Origin of the sequence: Pseudomonas sp. Irchel 3A5 (genome assembly GCF_900187575.1) — a bacterium.
GTDB lineage: Bacteria > Pseudomonadota > Gammaproteobacteria > Pseudomonadales > Pseudomonadaceae > Aquipseudomonas > Aquipseudomonas folii.
The window spans coordinates 103,667-124,795 of the sequence record NZ_FYDU01000009.1 but is presented as its reverse complement, the minus strand read 5'-3'; the positions used below and the strand labels follow the sequence as shown (position 1 = coordinate 124,795).

Below are 21,129 nucleotides of genomic sequence, written 5' to 3'. Positions count from 1 at the left end.
TGGCGCCCTGCGGCGTCTGCCATGTTGTTCGACACCTGAGTGGAGCTGGTGGAGGTATCGAGAATCTTGTTTGCGGCCAGACCGATGTGCTGAATGAGGCTGCGGATCGCTGCGAGGAACTTGTTGAACCAGTTAGCCAGTTGCGCCGTTTCATCGTTACCGCGCACATCCAGATTGTGGGTCAGGTCGCCTTCGCCCTGAGCGATGCCTTCCAGACCGCTGGCTACACTGCGAATCGGGCGCACGATGAGTGAAGCAAAGCTGGCCCCGACCAAGGCGAAAATAACCGCCAACACCGCGGCGATCACCCCGATCAGCCAGGTCAGGCGGGTGGCGGAACTCATAACCTCTTCTTGTTTGATCAGGCCGATGAAGCTCCAGCCCAACTGCTCGGAAGGGAAGACGTTGGCCATGTAGCGTTCGCCATCCAGCGTCACTTCGGTCAGGCCGCTGCCAGCCTTGGCCAGTTGCGCGTAGCCGTCGCCCAGCTCTCCGATTTTCTTGAAGTTGTGCTCGGGTTTACGCGGATCGACCAGGATGGTGCCGTTGTTTTCCATCAGCATCAGATAGCCGCTTTCGCCCAGCTTGATCTGTTTGACAATGGTCGTCAGTTGCTTTAGGGAGACGTCAATCGCGACCACGCCGCCGGGGTTACCCACGGTGTTGGCGACCGTGCGGACCGTGCTGACCAGAACCGCGTCGTCGTTGGCCCAGTAGTAGGCGTCAGTGCGCACGGTTTTGCCAGGGTTGGCCATGGCTGTTTTGTACCAGGGGCGCTGACGCGGGTCGTAATTGGCGAGTTTCGCGTCGGCGGGCCAGATCGCGTAGCTGCCATTGGCCATACCGTAGGAAACATAGGAGTAGGCGGGATGGCTTTTGCCAATGCCTTCGAAAAACTGAAACAGTGCTTTGTGAGCATCGGATTCGGGCAGGCTTGGCGCGTCGGCGCTCATGTAGCTCTTGATACTGTCGCCGGCACCGGTGACCAATGGATTGAGCGCAACGTAGTCGGCATTCTGGCTGATGCCTTCGAAAAACAGTTGCATCGCATTGGCGACCTGCCGTATCTCGCGGCCGCTGTTGTCGGAGAAGTCATCAGTTGCATCGCTGCGCAGGTTGATGATGACGATGCTGGCGACGACGATGATCGGCAGGGACGCGATGACCGCGAATGCCCACGTCAGTTTCTGTTTGATGTTCATCCATGCTCCGATTGCAGTTCTGGCTAACGCCCTGAGCAGTCTCAGGAGGGTTTTGGCAGGCACGCAGATGTGTTGCTAATTAGTATTATGGTATGCCGCTATCGGCTGGATTCTGGAGTTCTTGAGTGCGCTCGAGAGGGAAATCCGTTGACCCTGAATCAAATTGTTTGCGGTGCAAAACCCAAGTCGCGACTGATATTGGCGCTGCATTCAAACAGCAGGTCCTGGAAGCGGTTCGTAGCGCCTTCGGGGTCCATGACGGCATCCGGGCCGGAGAGATTGATCGCCGCCGTCACCTGGCCGTTGTGATCCCGGATAGCAGTGGCAATCGCGGTGGAGTAATCGGACCGATGCACTACCCAGCCGCGTTCGCGGTCTTCGGCGATCAGGCGTTGCAATTCAGGCAGGGTTCGCGGGGCGGGTGTGGGGTAGCCGTCCAGTCTTACGTGTTGATACAACTGCGCCAGACCGTTTTCGTCCAACGCAGTCAGCAGCATCCGGCCCATGGCGGTGCAGTGACAGGCAATACGCGTGCCGATGGGGATGTTGACCGAAAGCCGTTGCGCTGCAAATGCGCGGAACAGATACAGGCTGTCGGTCTGCTCGCGAATGCTCAGATGGCAGGACAGCGAAGTACGGTCCCGCAGCAGGTTCAGATGGGGCATCGCCACTTCCACGATGTCGCGACTGGCCAGATAACTGAAGCCGTCACTGATGACTCTGGCTCCCAGCTCATACTGGGTGTTGAGCTTGTTCAGATAGCCCATGCTGGTGAGGGTGAACAGAATCCGGTACACCGCCGAAGTGCTGACACCCAGCCGCTCGGCGATCTCCTGAATGCTCAGGCTGCGGGTCCGGGCGTTGAACATCCCCAACACGCTCAATCCCCTGGCCAGGGCAGGGACGCTGTAGTCGGTGTCTTTTTCGGGTGTGTCGAGCATGTTCAATTCCACAGGTGGGAGGAGGCTCTTGGCGTTGAACCCAATCCTGTAGGAGCTCACCGAGGTTACGAGGCCAGCGATAGCGGTCTGTCTGACACTCCGCCATCGCTGGCCTCGTAACCTCGGTGAGCTCCTACAGGTCAATCGTTCTCTAACAGCACCCCGTCAAACTCGCCCATGGCATCCAGCACGGCACCCTTGAAGTATTCCAGTGAAGCGCGGTCGCAGAGGATCTGGAACGCGGGCAACTCCGGTGGGCCAAGGTTGATCACAATCACGTTGATACGCGCCGCTGAGGTTTGCGCCACAGCGCCCGCCGGGAATGCCTGCGGTCGCAGATCCACGCCACACAGCTTGGCCATGACTTCGGTGATGTGCATGCCGCTGAGCTGCAGCCAGGCGTGGCTGTCTTGCCGGGGGAGCATGTAGTTGGCGTTGTGATCCAGCTCCCAGCGGGCTTCTTCGTCGGCGATGCGCTGGCCCTGATCCGCCAGGCTGCCCAGAATCAGGTATTCCGTCTGGGACAACCGGGCAACGTGGCTGCCGTCGGCCTGGGTTACGGCGCGGTTTGGCGCGTCTGGCAAAGAGAACCCACGAGCGCTGAGGTACCCGGCGCTTTGCTGGCCGCGAAAACCGACTCTGGGTACATCAGTCAGGTCAATCAGGGCACATTGTTGGAGCGGGCCTGGCCCGATGTAACGTTCCGCTTGCAGGCTGGACATGACTCAAAGCTCCTGGCGTTGGTTTTCGGGATCGAAGAAAGGCAGTTTTACGACTGTGGCCTGGATCACCACGCCACCTTCGACGCGAATCGGAATCTGTTGCCCCGGTTGACTCTGATCGAACGCCGCGTAGGCCAGACCAATGATCTTGCCCAGGCTCGACGAGTATTCGCAGGATGTGACGTTGCCACTGATGTCCGGACCCTTCAGCACCAGATGACCTTCCAGTGGTTGCGGGCTGTTTTTCGGCAGGGTAAAGCCCACCAGTTTGCGTTTCATCGGTTGCGCTTCGAGAATGTCCACCGAGCGTCGTCCGACGAAGAAAGGCTTGGTGCGACTGACCGCCCAGCCCATGTCGATCTCGGCCGGGTGGGTCATGCCGTCGGTGTCCTGACTGATGATCACGTGACCTTTTTCCAGACGCAGCAAACGTTGGGTTTCCACGCCAAAGGGGCGCATGTCGTGTTCTTTGCCCGCTTCGGTCAGCACATCCCAGAGCTTGAGTGCGTGGCGCGCCGGTACGTGGATTTCATAGCCCAGTTCGCCAACGAAACCGACCCTCAACAAGCGTGCCTTGATCCCTGCGACGGTGCCCTCGCGCACCCCCAGATAGGGAAAACTCTCGGCTGATAAATCCAGATCGGAGCAGACTTTTTCCAGCACCTTGCGTGAGTCCGGCCCGGCCACGTTGACTGCGGAAATTGCTGCCGTGACGTTGGCGATGTCCACGTCCAGACGCCACTGGGCGTTCCACTTGAGCATCTGCTGATAGATGCGATCAACGCCGCTGGTGGTGGCGGTGACATAGAAGTGATTTTCGGCGAAACGTGCGCACACGCCGTCATCGATGACCACGCCATGCTCATTGGTCATCAGCGCGTAACGTGAGCGACCCACCGGCTGTTTGATGAAGGCAAAGGTGTACATGCGGTTAAGCAGTTCGGCGGCATCCGGGCCGCGCACATCCAGGCCGCCCAGTGTAGATACATCGATGATGCCGACCTTGTTGCGCACATGCAGGGCTTCTTGCTGCATGCAGCGTTCCCGTTCATGGGGTTTGCCGTAATAGGCCGGGCGCTGCCAGATGCCCGCGGGCATCATCTTGGCACCTGCTTCGACATGGCGTTTGTGCATTGGGGTTTGCCGGTACGGATCGAACGCACGCCCGGCGACATGGGCCAGCTTCTCGGCTTCGAACGGCGGGCGGGCAGTGGTCACGCCGGTTTCACTGACGCTGCGTTGCGTCGACGAAGCCACCAGCCGCGCCGTCGGCAGCGCGGAGTGACGCCCCTGTGACGGCCCCATGCCGACGGTTGAGTAGCGTTTGACCAACTGCACATCGCGATAACCGATGCGGGTGGCATTGATGATGTCGCGCACCTGCAAGTCCTCATCGAAATCGACGAAATCTTTGCCTTTTGGATGTGGAAAAATCGGCCACGGGAAGTTGACCTGCGCTTCGGTCTGCAAGGGCAGCGGCTTGGCGCTCAGTTCAAGATTCAACGCGACGATGATGTTGGCCGCTGCATGAGTCGCGTCAGCCAGCACGTTGTCCAGCGCATGGTAGCCGTGAGCCGAACCGGCCACGCTGAGGTTGTTCGGCAGGCCGCTCAGGGTGAACTCCGCCAGTTGATCGTCGTAGCTGAGTTTGCCGCCGGCCTGACACAGCAATTGATAAACCGGCATGTAGCCGCCGGACATGCACAGCAGATCACAGTCCACGATCTGGCCACTGCCAGCCACCTGACCCTGGCCGGTAATCTTGCGCAGATCAACGCCGCTGACATGACGCATGCCTTTTTCATGCAGCGCTTCATATACCGTGCTGCCTTGATGACAGCTGATGCCCCGTTGTTCGAGGGCCAGCAACAATCCCCTGTCTGCCGGGTGGGCACGCATGTCCACCAGCGCCGCCACGGTGACACCCTGTTCGTGCAGATCCAGCGCGGCGAGGTAGCCATCGTCATTGCCGGTCAGGACCACGGCGCGTTTGCCGGGCTTGACCGCATACAGCTTCATCAGGCGTTGCGCGGCGCTGGTCAGCATGACGCCGGGCAGGTCGTTATTGCGGAAAATCACCGGCTGATCGAATGAACCACTGGCAATCAGGCACTGGCTGGCGCGCACTTTGTACATGCGCTCGCCTTGAATCACCGGCAAATAGTTATCGGTGAACCAGGCGTTGCAGGTGGCTTGTTTGAGGACGCGAATGTTGGTGTGGTGCTCGACAGCTTCCACCAGTTCACGACGCAGTTGTTCGCTGCGCTGGCCGTCGATGTCGAAACGGGCGTAGGTGAGCGAGCCACCGAGAATGGGTTGCTGCTCGATCAGCAGCACTTTGGCTCCGGCGTTGGCGGCCGTCAGTGCCGCCTGCAACCCGGCAGGACCGGCACCGATCACCGCCAAGTCAGTGAACAGATAGGCCTTGTCGTAATACTCCGGTTGAAACTTCAGGTCGAGCACGCCCAACCCGGCTTTTTTACGGATGATGGGTTCCCAGACTTTCCACGCGCCCCTGGGCTTGTAGAACGAGCGATAGTAAAAGCCCACCGGCATGAATTTCGAGAATTTGCCGAGGTAGGCATCCTTGTCGTTGTCCAGCGAACCGTTGAAGTTCTGCCCGCTGGCCTGCAAGCCTTCTTCAAGGGCTAAAGTGTCCGCCAGCACGTTGGGCTCACGGGGCAGTTGAATCAGGGTATTGGCGTCCTGGCCCGCCATGGTCAGCGGCCCGCGTGGGCGGTGGTACTTGAACGAACGTGACAAGAGGAAACGACCATTGGCGAGCAGGGCGCTGGCCACGCTGTCGCCCTGAAAGCCCTGATAGAGCCGGTCGTCGAAACTGAAACTCAGGGGTTTGTTGCGGTCGATCAGCAGGCCCATGGGCGCGGCCAGTCGCGACCCCCGGAATTCTTCAGGCGTGCTCATTGGGCGGTCTCCTTGGCGGGGGCGGCGGTAAATTCGACCCTTGAGGTGAACACCTCTTTGGGATCGAAGGTGCGGATGATTTCATCGCTGCCGGTATGGCGCTCAACCAGAAACCAGTAGCTGGACGGCGTGTGCATCCACCATTCGCGGACTACCCCTAGAGTGTCTTCGCTGTTGAACACGTAATCGGCCCATTCGCTGTCGCTGCAGGTGGCTGGGTCCGGCATGTGCTTGAACTCGCCGCCATAGGTGAATTCGGTGATGTTGCGCGGCCCGTTGAGCGGGCAATTCATGATCTTCATATTCCGCTCTCCTTAGTGGCTGGCCGCGGTGGCGCCCATTTCGTTGACTTGCTGGAAGGTCGAAAACCGCTCTAGGCCGAACGGCTTGATCAGATCCGGGGTCTTGCCACCGCTGGCGACCAGCTCGGCCATGGTCTTGCCGCAGATCGGCGTCGCCTTGAAACCCCACGTGCCCCAGCCTGCGTCCAGGTAATAATTTTTCACCGGTGAAAGCCCCATGATCGGGCTGTAATCGGGTGTCATGTCAGTTATCCCTGCCCACTGCCGCATCAGCTTGGCGTTGGCCAGAAACGGGAACATTTCCACCGCGTGGGCCAGCAGGCTTTCTTTCAGATCGAGGGTCGAACGGGTGTTGAACAGTGGGTACGGATCGGACCCGCCGCCGAAGACCACTTCGCCACGGCTGGTCTGCTGCACATAGCAGTGCAGCGCAGAAGAACTCACCAGCGGATCGAGGAACGGTTTGAACGGCTGGGTCACCATGGCTTGCAGCGGGAAGGTCTGAATCGGTGAGCGAATGCCGGCCTTTTTCATCAGTTGTGAGCTCATCCCGGCCACTGCCTGCACGGCACAGCCGCACTTGATGGTGCCGCGGTTGGTCTTCACCGCGGTGATGGTGCCGTTCTCGATGATCAGCTCCTGAACCTCAGTGAGCTGGTGAATCTCCACGCCGCGCTTGGCCGCTTGCTTGGCGTAGCCCCAGGCCACGGCATCGTGCCGTGCGGTCGCGCCATCCATGTGCCAGAGACCTGCCAGCACCGGAATGTGGCCGGGATCAAGGTTCAGGCTCGGCACCAGTTCGCGAATCTGCTGGCGGTCGATCATCTCGGTGCGGCCGCCGAAATGCTTGTTCACCTCGGCGCGCTGGCGGAACGAACGCACTGTGGCATCGGTGTGCGCCAGGGTCAGTTGGCCGCGATGGGAGTACATGATGTTGAAGTCGAATTCGTTGGACAGCCCCTCGAACATCCGCACCGATTCGGCATAGAACTTCACGCCTTCGCTGGTCAGGTAGTTGGAGCGAATCACCGCTGTGTTGCGTGCTGTGTTGCCGCCGCCGAGATAGCCCTTTTCCAGCACCGCAATGTTGGTGATGCCGTGGTAGCGCGACAGGTAATAGGCCGTGGCCAGCCCGTGTCCGCCGCCGCCGATAATCACCACGTCATAGGACGATTTGAGCGCTTTGGGAGCCGGTAGGTCGACTTCGACCGGGTACTCCGAACTCAGCCCGTATTTCAGAAGGTTGAAAGGCATGCGGCCTCCGATTGGCTACGTTGCGCGAGGGCCTGCTGGCGGGCAGCGGTGACCGTGTTTTTCATCAGGAACGCGATGGTCATCGGGCCGACGCCGCCGGGTACCGGGGTGATGGCTGAAACCTGGGGCAGGGCGCTGTCAAAATCCACATCGCCCACCAGTCGGCTGCGCCCTTCGTCCTCGATGCGGTTGATGCCGACGTCAATCACGATGGCGCCGGGCTTCAGCCAGCTGGCGTCGATCATCCGGGGCTTGCCGACGGCGGCGATCACGATGTCGGCCAGGCGGCACAGCGCCTTGGCGTCGGCGCTGCGTGAATGCACGATCGTGACCGAGCAATGGGCCTGCAAGAGCAGGGCAGCCATGGGCTTGCCGACAATATTGGAGCGGCCGATGACCACCGCATGCTTGCCGCTCAGATCGCCGCAGGCTTCACGCAGTAAGTGCAGGCAGCCGCTGGGCGTGCACGGTGTCAGTACGTCGCGACCCTGACTGAGCCCACCGACGTTTTCACTGTGAAAGCCGTCGACATCCTTGCCCGGATCTATCGCCTGTAACGCGCGAGCTTCCGGGATGTGGGCGGGCAACGGTAGCTGTAGCAGGATGCCGTGCACGGCTTGGTCCGCGTTCAATTTTGCGATCAGGTCGAGCAATTGAGTTTGAGTGGTGTCGGCTTCCAGGCGGTATTCCAGGGAGCGGATTCCAGCCTCTTCAGCGCGCAGGAGCTTGTTGCGCACGTAGACCTGACTCGCCGGGTCCGAACCCACCAGAATCACCGCCAGCGCCGGTTCGATGGCGTCTTTCTTCAAGTCGTTGACGTCCAGCTTGACCTGGGCGAGGACTCGCGCTGCGCTGGCTTTGCCGTCAATGATTTTGCTCGCGCTCATGGGAACACCACCGTTCTGTCCTGATTGAGGAAGACCCGGTGTTCCAGGTGATATTTGACGGCCTTGGACAGCGCTACGGTTTCGGTATCGCGGCCCATCGCGACCAGATCAGCGGGCAGGTAGGCGTGGTCGACGCGCTGTACTTCCTGCTCGATGATCGGCCCTTCGTCCAGATCACTGGTGACGTAATGGGCCGTAGCGCCGATCAGTTTCACGCCGCGCTCGTAGGCCTGGTGATAGGGTTTGGCGCCCTTGAAGCCGGGCAGGAACGAGTGATGAATGTTGATCGCCCGACCGGAAAGCTGCTTGCACAAGTCATCGGAGAGGATTTGCATGTAGCGTGCGAGCACCACCAGATCGGTGCGAGTATCGTCGACCACCTTCATCAACTCCGCTTCCTGACTGGCTTTGTTGTCCTTGGTTACCGGCAGATAAATAAACCGAATCCCTTCGCGTTCGGCCATCGGCCGCAAGTCCAGATGGTTGGAAACGATGGCGGTGATGGTCATGTCCATCTCGCCCTTGTGATAGCGGTACAGCAGATCCGTCAGGCAGTGGTCGAATTTGCTGACCATCAACAGCACGCGCATCGGCTCGCGGGTGTCATGCAGCTCCCACTGCATATCGAATGCCTTGGCCACCTCGTCGAAGTTGGCTTTGAGTGCCGCGATATCGCCGAGATGTCCATCGTTGAAGCGGAACACCGCACGCATAAAGAACCGCCCGCTGAACTCATCATCGAACTGCGCCATTTCACCGATGTAGCAGCTGTTGTGCGCCAGATAAGAAGCCACGGCCGCCACAATGCCGGACGTCGCCGGACAACTGATCTTGAGAATGAAATGGTTCTTTTCGTGTTGCATGGCTTGTCCTCGGAGAAGTGGCGGCAGCTCAGCGCAGGGCGAAAATTCATCAGTAAAAACTTTTTTTCTATGCGAATAAAAATTCCCATCAGGAATTAAATATTCATGAGACGGTTTTATAGGCGAAAGAAAATCCTGCGTCCAGAATTTTCTGGAAACTTTTTTTACTGTGGGGAATTTTTATAAGGCGGGGAAATACTTGCCGAGAGCATTCAACCTGCAGAAGCGTGCCTTGTGTCCAAGACACACCGCTGTCGCGAAGCAAACATAGGACCTGTAGGAGCTGCCGAAGGCTGCGATGGCGGTATACCAGTAGAAATGCTTCGCAGCCTTCGGCAGCTCCTACAGAAAATGCATTTCAATCCAGTATTTTGCTGTTGTTTGATGAGAACGAACTTGTTCGAGAGACGCCAGGCCTGCCTAAACAGGATGATGCCTCGCCAACAAGTTGGCTCCTACAAGGGAACAGCTCATCAATGGGCTCGGATTTAGAAGCGAGCCGCTCTTACTCCCCCTGCGCCCCATAATTCATGATCGACAACAAGCGGATTGGCACCTTGACCAGTTCTTCCGGGCCATGAGGGATGTCGCCGTCGAAGGTCAGGCTGTCGCCAGCTTCCATGCGGTAGAGCTGATTGCCGTGGCGATACACCAGTTCGCCTTCCAGCAGGTGCAGAAACTCGGTACCGGGGTGGGAGAAGGTCGGAAATTCTTCGCTGGCGTCGTCCATGCTCACCATGTACGCCTCGAAACTCTTTTTCGGGCCGCGGGTGTGGTTGAGCAGGTGATAGGTGTGACCTTTCTCCGTGCCGCGGCGGACCACCTCCAGCCCTTCAGCGGCCTTGACCAGCAGCGCGCTGCTGCCTTTCTGATCGTACTGGGCGAACAGCTTGGACATGGGCATGCCCAGCACGTCGCACAAGCGGCTGAGGTTATCGAGACTGGTGGAGACCTGCGCATTTTCGATCTTGCTGAGCATGCCCTGACTGATGCCCGCGATACGCGCAACGTCTGCCAGTTTCAGCTCCTGCGCCTGGCGCTGGCGTTTGATCTGAATGCCCAGGTACTGCTCAAGCTTCAACTTCGGTTCAGGTTCGTTCGGCGTGTTCATCAGCTCTGCACGTTTTCCGTTCATGAAATTTAATTTCGCACTGTGAATGTGCGTTTTTCTCCGCTCTTCATGTTGCGGCGGTTGATTATTCCTCGTGGGAAAACGAGTTTCCCATATATACAGCAGAATTTCGCCCCTGCATTCCTTTCGGCCGCTGGCATACCAAGTTGGCAAGTAGCTTGCATTCCTGCTGGGAAATTAACTTTCCCTTTCGGAATATTGATTATTTCGATGGAAAGTGAAGCCGTCATCCCTACTACAACGCTTGCCTATCGCGAGGAGTGATCACTCATGTTGCCACCAGAAACACAGCGCTTGATCGAGGAGCACGGGATCAAATACGTGCTGGCGCAATTCGTTGATATTCATGGCGCCGCGAAAACCAAATCGGTGCCGATTTGCGGGCTGGAGGCGGTGGCCGAGGCGGGTGCAGGGTTCGCAGGCTTCGCTATCTGCGGCATGGGCATGGAGCCACACGGGCCGGACTTCATGGCCAAGGGCGATTTGTCGACACTGATCCCGGTGCCATGGCAACCCGGTTATGGACGGGTGGTGTGCATCGGGCATGTCGATGGCCAGCCACACCCTTACGACAGCCGCTATGTGCTGCAACAACAAGTGCAGCGTCTGAAAGACAAAGGCTGGACGCTTAATACCGGCCTCGAACCTGAGTTCAATCTGATGCGCCGCGATGACAGCGGCACGCTGCAACTGGTCGACGCCAGCGATAGCCTCGACAAACCCTGCTACGACTACAAAGGCCTGTCCCGTTCCCGGGCTTTTCTTGAACGGCTGACCGAAGCCTTGCAGCCGGTGGGCTTCGAGATCTATCAGATCGACCACGAAGACGCCAACGGCCAGTTCGAGATCAACTACACCTACAGCGATGCCATGGAGTCGGCGGACCGCTTCACGTTCTTCCGCATGGCGGCCGGCGAGATCGCCAATGACATGGGCATGATCTGCTCCTTCATGCCAAAACCGGACCCGAAGCGCGCCGGTAACGGCATGCACTTTCACCTGTCGATCAGCAGCGCCGAAAGCAAAAACCTGTTCTTCGATGCCAGCGACAAGCACGGTATGGGCCTGTCGAAAATGGCTTACCACTTCGCGGCGGGGCTGCTCGCCCATGGCCCAGCGCTGTGTGCCTTCGCCGCACCGACCGTCAACTCCTACAAGCGGCTTGTTGTGGGTAATTCGCTGTCAGGCGCGACCTGGGCACCGGCCTTTATTGCCTTTGGTGCCAACAACCGCTCGGCCATGGTTCGCGTGCCTTACGGCCGCCTGGAATTCCGTCTGCCGGACGCCGGTTGCAATCCCTATCTGGTCAGCGCCGCGATTATTGCTGCGGGCCTGGACGGCATCGACCGTCAGTTGGAACCCGAGCAGATCTGCAACGAAAACCTTTACAGCCTGAGCCTTGAAGAAATTGCCGCGCGCGGCATCAAGACGCTGCCGCAGTCCCTCAAGGAAGCCTGCGATGCCCTGGAAGCGGACCCGTTGTTCGCTGAAGTGATGGGGCAGGAAATCGTTGGCGAATTCATCAAGCTCAAGCGCATGGAGTGGGTGGAGTACAGCCGCCATGTAAGTGATTGGGAGATCAAGCGTTACACCGAGTTTTTCTGATTTGGCTGGGCGGCAGCTGCGAGTTTCAAGCTGTAAGCGGCAAGGAAAAGCAGTCTGCGGCAACGACACAACACTATTTATCTACCCGGTCAGCTTGCAGCTTACCGCTCCCGAACAAGGTGAGGCTATGTGCGGAATCGTTGGTTTGTATTTGAAAAATCCGGCGCTGGAATCCCAGCTCGGCAAGCTGTTTGAACCGATGCTCGCAGCCATGACGGATCGTGGCCCGGACAGCGCAGGATTTGCGATTTATGGCGATGAAGTGGGGGACGGCTGGATCAAGCTGACCTTGCAGGCAACCACTGAAGACTACGATTTTCAGGCCCTGGTCGCCGCGCTTGAAGGTCGTCTGGCCGCGTCGCTGGACTGGTTTCAGAACGCAAGCGCCATCGTCCTGAAGGTCAAGGCCGAAGAGGCCGTGGTGCGTGCTGCTCTTGCTGAACTGGCACCCAGCGTGCGGATCATGAGTGCTGGCAAGAGCATCGAGATTCTCAAGGGCATGGGCTTGCCGAAGGAGATTTCCGAACGCTTCGGTCTGGCGAACATGAAGGGCAGCCACATCATTGGCCACACCCGCATGGCCACTGAAAGTGCGGTGACCATGGAAGGCAGCCACCCGTTTTCGACGGGCGCGGACCTGTGTCTGGTGCACAACGGTTCACTGTCCAACCACTTCCGCCTGCGTCAGGAATTGCGCCGCGAAGGCATCCATTTCGATACCGAAAACGATACTGAAGTGGCTGCCGGTTACCTGGCCTGGCGTCTGCAACAGGGCGATTCCCTGAAGACCGCCCTGGACAGTTCGCTGGAAGCACTGGACGGCTTTTTCACCTTCGCCATCGGCACCCGCAACGGCTTCGCGGTGATCCGTGACCCAATTGCCTGCAAGCCAGCCATCCTCGCGGAAACCGATGATTACGTGGCCATGGCGTCGGAATATCAGGCGCTGTCGAGCCTGCCGGGCATCGAAAACGCCAAGGTTTGGGAACCGGTCCCGGCCACCATGTACATCTGGGAACGCGAGTCGGCTTAAGGAGCGCACACATGAAAACCATCGATCTTTCCACCTCCACCGTGCGCGAGCTGAACCAGGCGTTGCACGATCAAGTGAACAACGTGCAGGACCGCGAGTGGGTGGTGACTCACGCCAACGGCGCACACAACCTGGCGGTCGGCGTCAACGAAGCGGTGTCCATCGATATTCAGGGCCATGCCGGTTACTACTGCGCGGGCATGAACCAGAAGGCCTCGATCACTGTGCACGGCAATGTCGGCGTGGGTTGCGCCGAGAACATGATGTCCGGTTACGTGCGGGTCAAAGGCAGTGCGTCTCAGGCTGCAGGCGCCACGGCCCACGGCGGCTTGTTGGTCATTGAGGGCGACGCCGGGGCGCGCTGCGGCATTTCCATGAAAGGCATCGACATTGTGGTCGGTGGCAGCATCGGCCACATGAGCTGCTTCATGGGCCAGGCCGGGCGACTGGTGGTGTGCGGTGACGCGGGCGATGCGCTGGGCGACTCGCTGTACGAAACCCACATTTACGTCAAAGGCACCGTGGAATCCCTGGGCTCGGACTGCATCGAGAAAGAGATGCGCGCCGAGCATCTGGAAGAACTGCAAGGGTTGCTCAATCGCGCCGGTTTCGAGCACAAGGCCGCTGATTTCAAGCGCTATGGCTCGGCCCGTCAGTTGTACAACTTCAAAGTCGATAACGCGTCCGCGTACTGATTCAGGAGCCACACCATGAGCGACTCTCTTAACCCGAAAGCAGCGACTCCCGTATTACGCGAATCGGCGACCTTCGACCGGCTGACCATTCAGGAAATCCAGCGGGCCGCCGAAACCGGCATCTACGACATTCGCGGCGGCGGCACCAAGCGCAAGCTGCCGCACTTTGATGACCTGCTGTTGTTGGGCGCCAGCGTGTCTCGCTATCCGCTGGAAGGCTATCGTGAGAAGTGCGGCACCGACGTGATCCTCGGCAACCGTTTTGCCAAGAAGCCATTGCACCTGAAGATTCCCGTGACCATTGCCGGGATGAGCTTCGGTGCATTGTCGGCCAACGCCAAGGAAGCCCTGGGTCGCGGCGCTTCCATCGCCGGGACCAGCACCACCACCGGTGACGGCGGTATGACCCCGGAAGAGCGCGGTCAGTCTCAGCACCTGGTTTATCAGTACCTGCCATCGCGTTACGGCATGAACCCCGATGACCTGCGCAAGGCCGATGCCATCGAAATCGTACTGGGGCAGGGCGCCAAACCGGGCGGTGGCGGCATGCTACTCGGCATGAAAGTCACCGAACGTGTGGCCGGTATGCGCACCTTGCCGATTGGCGTCGACCAGCGATCGGCCTGTCGTCACCCGGACTGGACCGGTCCGGATGACCTGGCGATTAAAATTGCCGAGCTTCGTGAAATCACTGATTGGGAAAAACCGATCTACGTGAAGATTGGCGCGAGTCGCCCTTATTACGACGTCAAGCTGGCGGTCAAGGCCGGCGCCGACGTAATCGTGCTCGACGGCATGCAAGGCGGTACGGCGGCGACGCAAGAGGTGTTCATCGAACATGTCGGCATCCCGATTCTGTCGGCCATTCCTCAAGCCGTTCAGGCACTGCAGGAAATGGGCATGCACCGCAAAGTGCAATTGATCGTTTCCGGCGGCATCCGTAACGGTGCCGACGTGGCCAAGGCCATGGCACTGGGTGCTGACGCCGTTGCCATCGGCACTGCGGCGTTGATCGCATTGGGTGACAACCATCCACGTCTGGACGAGGAACTGAAAAAGATCGGCTCGGCGGCTGGTTTCTATGACGATTGGCAGAACGGACGCGACCCGGCGGGCATCACCACGCAGGATCCGGAGTTGTCCAAGCGTCTGGACCCGGTGGAGGGCGGTCGTCGTCTGGCCAACTACCTGCGTGTGCTGGTCCTGGAAGCTCAGACCATGGCCCGCGCCTGCGGCAAGTCTCACCTGCACAACCTTGATCCGGAGGACCTGGTAGCGCTGACAGTTGAATCGGCGGCGATGGCGCGGGTGCCGCTGGCAGGTACTTCGTGGATTCCGGGGGCAGTTACGGGGTATTGAGAGGTATGTGTTAGACGGCGCGGTGTCCTTGGGCACCGCGTTGTCGCGTGGCGAACTCGGTTTCCTGTGAGAGCGGTGCTTGGTCGGGGCGGCATTCCGACGATAAGAACACCGCGGTTTTACTGCAGACCGCGTCGCTCTTTCGCGGCATAGGTATCTACACAACTTTCATGCAGCAATTCTTGTGTACATTTCCGTTACCGGAGCCAAGGCTGATATTGGTTGCGCCCTTACGGCGCCTCACTTTTGAGGCGCAAAAGTAAGCAAAACGCTCTTGCCCCACCACTCGGCACCTCGCTGTCGCTCGGTGTACCCGCCCGCAGATCCTGAACCGTGGGCCGCCGCAAAGGGCCATCCATGGCCCGGTGCGGCTAACCCGGCGTCCTGCCCCTCTTTAATTCAAGAGCGCCCCACGCTTCAGAATCTGCGTTCGGCCAGTGTGGTTTAACGGGGCGCCCAAGATCAAAATCAAAAGCGCGGCGGCCTGACAGCCGACCTTATGTGTGAACTTACCGCGCTGTAAGCGCTGGCATGCTGGCGATAGTCATCAGCGATGAAATGAGCGTTACATGAGCGACGCTTTTGCTTTTGATCTGCTTTTGATCTGCTTTTGATTTTGATCTTAGGCGCCCCGTTAAACCACGCCGGCCGGAATTCGATATTGCTGCGTGGGGTAAACCGGCAGGGATGCCGGTTTAGCCGCCTCAGGCCATGGATGGCCGGTGGCGGCGGCCCCACGCAGCAATGTCGGATTACGGGTATGCCGAGCGACAGCGAGGTACCAAGTGGTGGGGTAAGAGCGTTTTGCTTACTTTTGCGCCTCAAAAGTGAGGCGCCGTAAGGGCGCAACCAATATCAGCCGTGACTAAGATAATGGATATGTACACAAGGTTGCTGCATGAAAGTTGTGTAGATACCTATGCCGCGAAAGAGCGACGCGGTCTGCAGTAAAACCGCGGTGTTCTTATCGTCGGAATGCCGCCCAGACCAAGCACCGCTCCCACACACCCGGCCGCTACAGAATCCCCCTCTAGGCCCATTTGCCGGAAGGGGGGCAACACACTCACTTGAACGCCGGAACCACCTGCTTGATAAACAGCTCCAGGGACTTTTTCTTCTCGGCATGGGGCAGGCTGTTGTCGCACCAGAAGCTGAATTCGTCGACGCCCAGTTCCTGGTAGTACTTGATGCGGGTGATGATTTCTTCCGGGGTGCCAATCATGGTGTTCTTGCGGATATTGTCCAGTTCGAACTCCGGACGCTCCTTGAACTTTTCTTCCGGGCTTGGCGCGAGGAAGCCGTTGACCGGGGTCTGTTTGTTGCCGAACCAGGCGTCAAAAGTACGGTAGAACTTCGAGATGGCCGTAGCGCCGATTTTCCAGCCTTCGGGGTCATCCACCGCATGGACGTGAGTGTGACGCAGCACCATCAATTGCGGGCGTGGCACGTCCGGATTGTTGGCCAGTGCGGCTTCGAACTTGTTCTTCAGATCGACGACTTCTTCATCGCCTTTCATCAGCGGCGTGACCATCACGTTGCAGCCGTTGGCCACCGCGAAGTTGTGCGAATCAGGGTCGCGGGCGGCGATCCACATCGGCGGTGTCTTGATCGGCTTCGGGACGCTGGTCGAGGTGGGGAATTTCCAGATTTCGCCGTCATGGGCGTAGTCACCTTGCCACAGCGCGCGTACCACCGGCACCATCTCACGTAGCGCGAGGCCGCCGGAAGACGCAGGCATGCCGCCTGCCATGCGATCAAATTCCACCTGATAGGCACCACGCGCAAGACCGACTTCCATGCGCCCATTGCTGATCACGTCGAGTAATGCGCATTCACCGGCCACGCGCAGTGGATGCCAGAACGGTGCAATGATGGTGCCTGCGCCCAGATGAATCGTCGTGGTTTTGCCAGCCAGGTAGGCCAGCAACGGCATCGGGCTGGGAGAGATGGTGTATTCCATGGCGTGGTGTTCGCCAATCCAGACGGTGCTGAAACCGCCAGCTTCGGCCATCAGCGTCAGCTCGGTCAGGTCCTCGAACAACTGACGGTGGCTAACCTGTTCATCCCAGCGTTCCATGTGTACGAATAATGAAAACTTCATGACGCGTTCCTCGGATTGTTCAGCTCCAGGCTCATGTCGGCGACCTGGCGAGTTCAATAGTGATGGCGCAGCCAGGCAGACAGGGGCTGGCTGCGCAGCGATTGTTTAATGAGCGCCAGCCGCTTTGTTGAGGTCGCTTTCAGTCCACTCGGTGTAAACACACGCATCGCCGGTGGCCCAGCGCACCCGGACGGTGTCACCGGGCTGCATAGGCATGCCGGTGGCGGACAGCGCCTTGACGGTCATCGCGGTGCCCTCGGCGGTCATGACTGAGCAGGTCTGGCTTTCGCCCAGGAACAGCACTTCGCCGACCTTGGCCGTGACCTCGTTCCAACCGCTGGGCAACGGTTCCTGGCCGGCCTGTGCGATGCTCAGTGCCTGGGCCTTTTCCGGACGGATCATCAGCAGCGCTTCCTGACCTGCCTGCAGGCCGGGTGTCAGGCGGATCGACAGGTTCTGGCCTTCGAATGTCGCAACGGCATTGCCCTGAGCTTTGAGCTTGAGGAAGTTCGAGTTACCGAGAAAGGACGCCACAAAGGCATTCGGCGGGTTTTGGTAGAGGTCGTAACCGGTGCCCAGACCGACGATTTTGCCATGGCTGAAAATCGCGATGCGCTGGGAAAGGCGCATGGCTTCTTCCTGATCGTGGGTCACATAGACGATGGTGATGCCCAGACGGCGATGCAGTTGGCGAAGTTCGTCCTGCAAATCTTCCCTGAGTTTTTTGTCCAGCGCGCCGAGGGGTTCATCCATCAGCAGGATGCGTGGTTCGTAGACCAGTGCCCGGGCGATGGCGACACGTTGTTGCTGACCGCCAGACAGTTGCGAGGGGCGGCGGTGCGCAAACTGCTCCAGTTGCACCAATTTGAGCATTGCATCGACACGCTTCTCGCGTTCGGCAGCGGGCAGCTTGCGAATCGCCAGCGGAAAGGCAATGTTGTCGCGCACCGACAGATGCGGGAACAACGAATAGCGCTGGAAGACCATGCCGATATCGCGCTTGTGAGGCGGTACGTTGACCAGCGATTGGCCGTTGACCAGAATCTCGCCGGAACTGGGCGTCTCGAAACCCGCGAGCATGGACAGTGTGGTGCTTTTGCCCGAGCCGCTGGAGCCAAGGAACGTGAGGAATTCACCGTCCTGGATATCCAGGGAAATATTGTCCACGGCTGCGAAGTTGCCGTAGTGCTTGTTCAGATTGCACAAGCTCACCAGCGTGTTCTTTTGCTGTTGCCCGGCTTCTTTTATCACGGCACTCATGAGGTACTCCTCGCTTCGTTGCGTCGGCGCAGGGTCGCTGCGATCACCATGATCATGACGGACAGGCCAATCAGCAGCGTCGAGGCGACGGCGATCACCGGGGTCAGGTCCTGGCGCAGGGTGGTCCACATTTTGACGGGTAGGGTTTGCAGTGTCGGGCTGGCCATCATCACGCTCAGGACGACTTCGTCCCACGAGACCAGGAACGCGAACAGGGCACCGGCGATCATGCCGGGACGGATCGCAGGGAAGGTCACTTTGAACACCGCTTGCAGCCGCGATGCACCGCAGATGACCGCTGCATCTTCGATGGACTGGTCGAACAGTTTCAGCGAGTTGATGATCGAGATGATGGTGAAGGGCAGGGCGACGATGACGTGGCTGACCACGAACGAAAACAGCGTGCCGGTGTAGCCCAGTTTCAGAAACAGCGCATAGACCGCCACCGCAATGATCACCAGCGGAACGATCATGGGCAGCGTGAACACGCCATACAGCATGTCTCGACCCGGGAAGCGTCCGCGCACCAGCGCAAATGCGGTGGGCAGGCCCAGTGAGACGGCAAAGATCGTGGTCAGCAGCGCCACCTTGAGGCTGGTCATTGCTGCATCCAGCCACTCAGGGTTGGAAAAGAATTGCCCGTACCACTTGAATGTCCAGCCAGGCGGCGGGAACACCAGCCATTGTGACGAGCCGAACGACAGCAGCACGATGAACACGATCGGCAGCAACAGGAACAGCGCGATCAGGCCCGTGGTCAGGTACAGCCCATAGCGCAGCCGCGGGCTCATGGCATTGGGAGTCAGGAGCATGAACGGTTACCTCGCGTCACTGGCGCCGACCGGGGATTCCGGCTGGAGCTTCAGGTAGAAGTAAAACAGCACCAGAGTGATCACGATCAGCAGCGCCGCAGCGGCACTGGCCAGACCCCAGTTAAGGAACGATTGCACCTGCTGCACGATGAACTCGGGCAGCATCATGTTCTGCGCGCCACCCAGCAGGGCAGGCGTGACGTAGTACCCCAGCGACATGACAAATACCATCAGGCCACCGGAGAACAGCCCCGGTCGGCACAGCGGCAGGAATACCCGAAAGAAATTACTCCAGGGACTGGCACCGCAGATCGAACCCGCCTGCAGCACCATCGGGTCGATGGCTTGCATGGTGGCCTGCAGCGGAAGAACGATGAACGGGATCATGATGTAGGTCATGCCGATCACCACGCCGGTCAGGTTGTGAACCATTTCCAGGGGTTCATCGATCAGTCCCATGCCCATCAATGCTTTGTTGATGACCCCGGAAGCCTGTAGCAGCACCAGCCAGGAATAGGTCCTGGCGAGCAGGCTGGTCCACATCGACAACAGGACAATGTTCAACATCCAGCGGCCCCAGCCGCGTGGCACCAGAGTGATTGCCCATGCCAGCGGAAAGCCCAGCAGCAGGCTGAACAGTGTCACCAGACCGGCCACCGAGAAGGTGTTGAACAAGACCCGTGAATACGCCGAGTTGGCAAACAGTTGCTCGTAATTGCCCAGCCCCGGAGTGGGTTCCAGCACTCCGCGCAACAGCAGACCGATTAGCGGCGCGAAGAAAAACAGACCGAGAAAGATCAGCGCAGGAAGCAGATTGCGGCTGCCGCGCCAGCGCTGTGAGAAGGGTATCGAGCGATTCATCGTCACCGCCTGGGCCGATGCCGCACCGGCGGTGCTGGAAGCACCACCGGCCGGGCTGGATTGACGGGGGACAACCGCCGTCATTTTTACTTGACCAGCCATTCGTTCCACCGTGTCGCGATGTCCGGACCGTTCTTGGCCCAGTATGCGAAGTCGAGAGTGATTTGGTCCTTGGCATGCGCGGTGGGCATGTTGGGTGCCAGGGTCGAATCCAGACGTTGCACGCTGTCCAGATTGACCGGTGCGTAGGCGCTGAGGTTGGCGAAGTCGGCCTGGCCTTTGGCGTCGGTGGCGTTGGCGATGAACTTCATTGCGGCGTCCTTGTTTTTCGCGCCTTTTGGAACCACCAGGAAATCAGCCATGACCAGATTCTGCTTCCAGCTCACGCCCACTGGAGCGCCATCCTGTTGTACGGCGAACACCCGGCCGTTCCAGAATTGCCCCATGGACACTTCGCCCGAGGCCAGCAGTTGTTGAGACTGCGCACCGCCACCCCACCAGACGATGTCTTTTTTGATGCTGTCGAGCTTTTTGAAGGCGCGGTCCAGATCCAGCGGATAGAGCTTGTCAGCCGCGACGCCATCGGCCAGCAGTGCCAGTTCCAGCACGCCCGGGCTTGGCCATTTGTACAAAGCGCGCTTGCCGGGATAGGTTTTGGTGTCGAACAGTGCGGCCCAGTCCTGCGGGGCTTTGGCACCGGTACCGGTTTTGCTTTCGTTGTAACCAAGAACGAAGGAGAAGAAGAACGAACCGGCACCGTGCTCCGAGACGAAACGCGGATCAATCCGGTCTTTCTTGATGACGTTGAAATCGAGCGGTTCCAGCAAGCCTTCGCTGGCAGCGCGCAAAGCGAAATCCGCCTCCACGTCTACCACGTCCCACTGCACGTTGCCGCTTTCAACCATTGCCTTGAGTTTGCCGTAGTCGGTCGGCCCGTCCTGAACAACGGTGATGCCGCTGGACTTGCTGAAAGGGTTGGCCCAGGCCTGCTTTTGAGCATCCTGAGTCGAGCCGCCCCAACTGACAAAGTTGACGCTCTCTGCCGCCACTGCCGCAGCACCCGACAGGGACAGGACGCCTGCAGTCAGCACTGCAATTGCACGTTTACTCAACACCATGTGTACGCCCTCATTTGTTGTGTTTTTGAGCGGGCTGTTGCTTGCCCGCTTATCGGG

At 59.2% G+C, this 21,129-nt stretch carries 17 protein-coding genes and 1 pseudogene; 4 read left to right on the top strand and 14 right to left on the bottom strand.

Going from position 1 to position 21,129, the window contains the following annotated elements; all coding sequences use genetic code 11:
* Positions 1 to 113: 113 nt before the first annotated feature.
* From CKW31_RS30400 to CKW31_RS16650, 9 genes and pseudogenes are all read right to left on the bottom strand, one after another.
* A pseudogene (locus tag CKW31_RS30400) lies at positions 114 to 1,046 on the bottom strand (cache domain-containing protein); the annotation flags it as partial.
* 314 nt (positions 1,047 to 1,360) lie between these two features.
* The gene (locus tag CKW31_RS16685; protein ID WP_095097216.1) at positions 1,361 to 2,143 is read right to left on the bottom strand and encodes an IclR family transcriptional regulator; all 783 of its coding nucleotides are present in this window, start codon (positions 2,141 to 2,143) and stop codon (positions 1,361 to 1,363) included.
* 140 nt (positions 2,144 to 2,283) lie between these two features.
* The gene (locus CKW31_RS16680) at positions 2,284 to 2,865 is read right to left on the bottom strand and encodes a sarcosine oxidase subunit gamma (RefSeq protein ID WP_095097213.1); all 582 of its coding nucleotides are present in this window, start codon (positions 2,863 to 2,865) and stop codon (positions 2,284 to 2,286) included.
* Positions 2,866 to 2,868: 3 nt separating this feature from the next.
* A complete protein-coding gene (locus CKW31_RS16675) occupies positions 2,869 to 5,790 on the bottom strand; it encodes a 2Fe-2S iron-sulfur cluster-binding protein (protein WP_095097210.1) in 2,922 nt (973 codons plus the stop codon).
* Positions 5,787 to 6,092, bottom strand: a complete 306-nt coding sequence (locus CKW31_RS16670; protein WP_095097207.1) for a sarcosine oxidase subunit delta — start codon at positions 6,090 to 6,092, stop codon at positions 5,787 to 5,789. Before CKW31_RS16670 ends, CKW31_RS16675 begins: the two co-directional genes overlap by 4 nt.
* A gap of 12 nt (positions 6,093 to 6,104) precedes the next feature.
* Positions 6,105 to 7,346 carry an FAD-dependent oxidoreductase gene (locus CKW31_RS16665; protein ID WP_095097204.1) on the bottom strand — a complete coding sequence of 414 codons (1,242 nt, stop codon included), beginning with the start codon at positions 7,344 to 7,346 and terminating at the stop codon, positions 6,105 to 6,107.
* On the bottom strand, positions 7,328 to 8,233 hold the full coding sequence (folD, locus tag CKW31_RS16660) for a bifunctional methylenetetrahydrofolate dehydrogenase/methenyltetrahydrofolate cyclohydrolase FolD (protein ID WP_095097201.1): 906 nt from the start codon (positions 8,231 to 8,233) through the stop codon (positions 7,328 to 7,330). Before folD ends, CKW31_RS16665 begins: the two co-directional genes overlap by 19 nt.
* Complete coding sequence (gene purU, locus CKW31_RS16655) at positions 8,230 to 9,096, bottom strand: formyltetrahydrofolate deformylase (RefSeq protein WP_095097198.1); 867 nt, start codon at positions 9,094 to 9,096, stop codon at positions 8,230 to 8,232. Before purU ends, folD begins: the two co-directional genes overlap by 4 nt.
* A gap of 505 nt (positions 9,097 to 9,601) precedes the next feature.
* A complete protein-coding gene (locus CKW31_RS16650) occupies positions 9,602 to 10,207 on the bottom strand; it encodes a helix-turn-helix domain-containing protein (protein WP_095097569.1) in 606 nt (201 codons plus the stop codon).
* A gap of 291 nt (positions 10,208 to 10,498) precedes the next feature.
* On the opposite strand from CKW31_RS16650, the gene glnT reads away from it, so the two are divergent.
* The 4 genes from glnT to CKW31_RS16630 all read left to right on the top strand — a co-directional run bounded on the left by glnT (position 10,499) and on the right by CKW31_RS16630 (position 14,920).
* Complete coding sequence (glnT, locus tag CKW31_RS16645; RefSeq protein ID WP_095097195.1) at positions 10,499 to 11,833, top strand: type III glutamate--ammonia ligase; 1,335 nt, start codon at positions 10,499 to 10,501, stop codon at positions 11,831 to 11,833.
* 127 nt (positions 11,834 to 11,960) lie between these two features.
* Complete coding sequence (locus CKW31_RS16640; RefSeq protein WP_095097192.1) at positions 11,961 to 12,866, top strand: glutamine amidotransferase family protein; 906 nt, start codon at positions 11,961 to 11,963, stop codon at positions 12,864 to 12,866.
* Between the two features lie 11 nt (positions 12,867 to 12,877).
* Positions 12,878 to 13,561, top strand: coding sequence for a protein glxC (locus CKW31_RS16635; RefSeq protein ID WP_095097189.1), 684 nt, complete (start codon positions 12,878 to 12,880; stop codon positions 13,559 to 13,561).
* A gap of 15 nt (positions 13,562 to 13,576) precedes the next feature.
* Complete coding sequence (locus tag CKW31_RS16630; protein ID WP_095097186.1) at positions 13,577 to 14,920, top strand: FMN-binding glutamate synthase family protein; 1,344 nt, start codon at positions 13,577 to 13,579, stop codon at positions 14,918 to 14,920.
* 1,063 nt (positions 14,921 to 15,983) lie between these two features.
* On the opposite strand, the gene CKW31_RS16625 is transcribed toward CKW31_RS16630, so the two are convergent.
* The 5 genes from CKW31_RS16625 to CKW31_RS16605 all read right to left on the bottom strand — a co-directional run bounded on the left by CKW31_RS16625 (position 15,984) and on the right by CKW31_RS16605 (position 21,072).
* Complete coding sequence (locus CKW31_RS16625) at positions 15,984 to 17,021, bottom strand: LLM class flavin-dependent oxidoreductase (RefSeq protein ID WP_095097183.1); 1,038 nt, start codon at positions 17,019 to 17,021, stop codon at positions 15,984 to 15,986.
* 105 nt (positions 17,022 to 17,126) lie between these two features.
* Positions 17,127 to 18,281 carry an ABC transporter ATP-binding protein gene (locus CKW31_RS16620; protein ID WP_095097180.1) on the bottom strand — a complete coding sequence of 385 codons (1,155 nt, stop codon included), beginning with the start codon at positions 18,279 to 18,281 and terminating at the stop codon, positions 17,127 to 17,129.
* Positions 18,278 to 19,093 carry an ABC transporter permease gene (locus CKW31_RS16615; RefSeq protein WP_095097177.1) on the bottom strand — a complete coding sequence of 272 codons (816 nt, stop codon included), beginning with the start codon at positions 19,091 to 19,093 and terminating at the stop codon, positions 18,278 to 18,280. Before CKW31_RS16615 ends, CKW31_RS16620 begins: the two co-directional genes overlap by 4 nt.
* Positions 19,094 to 19,099: 6 nt before the next feature.
* Entirely contained in the window at positions 19,100 to 20,056 is a 957-nt protein-coding gene (locus CKW31_RS16610; RefSeq protein WP_095097174.1) for an ABC transporter permease, read from the bottom strand.
* Complete coding sequence (locus CKW31_RS16605; RefSeq protein ID WP_095097171.1) at positions 20,041 to 21,072, bottom strand: ABC transporter substrate-binding protein; 1,032 nt, start codon at positions 21,070 to 21,072, stop codon at positions 20,041 to 20,043. The genes CKW31_RS16610 and CKW31_RS16605 overlap by 16 nt, the downstream gene beginning before the upstream one ends.
* Positions 21,073 to 21,129: the final 57 nt, after the last annotated feature.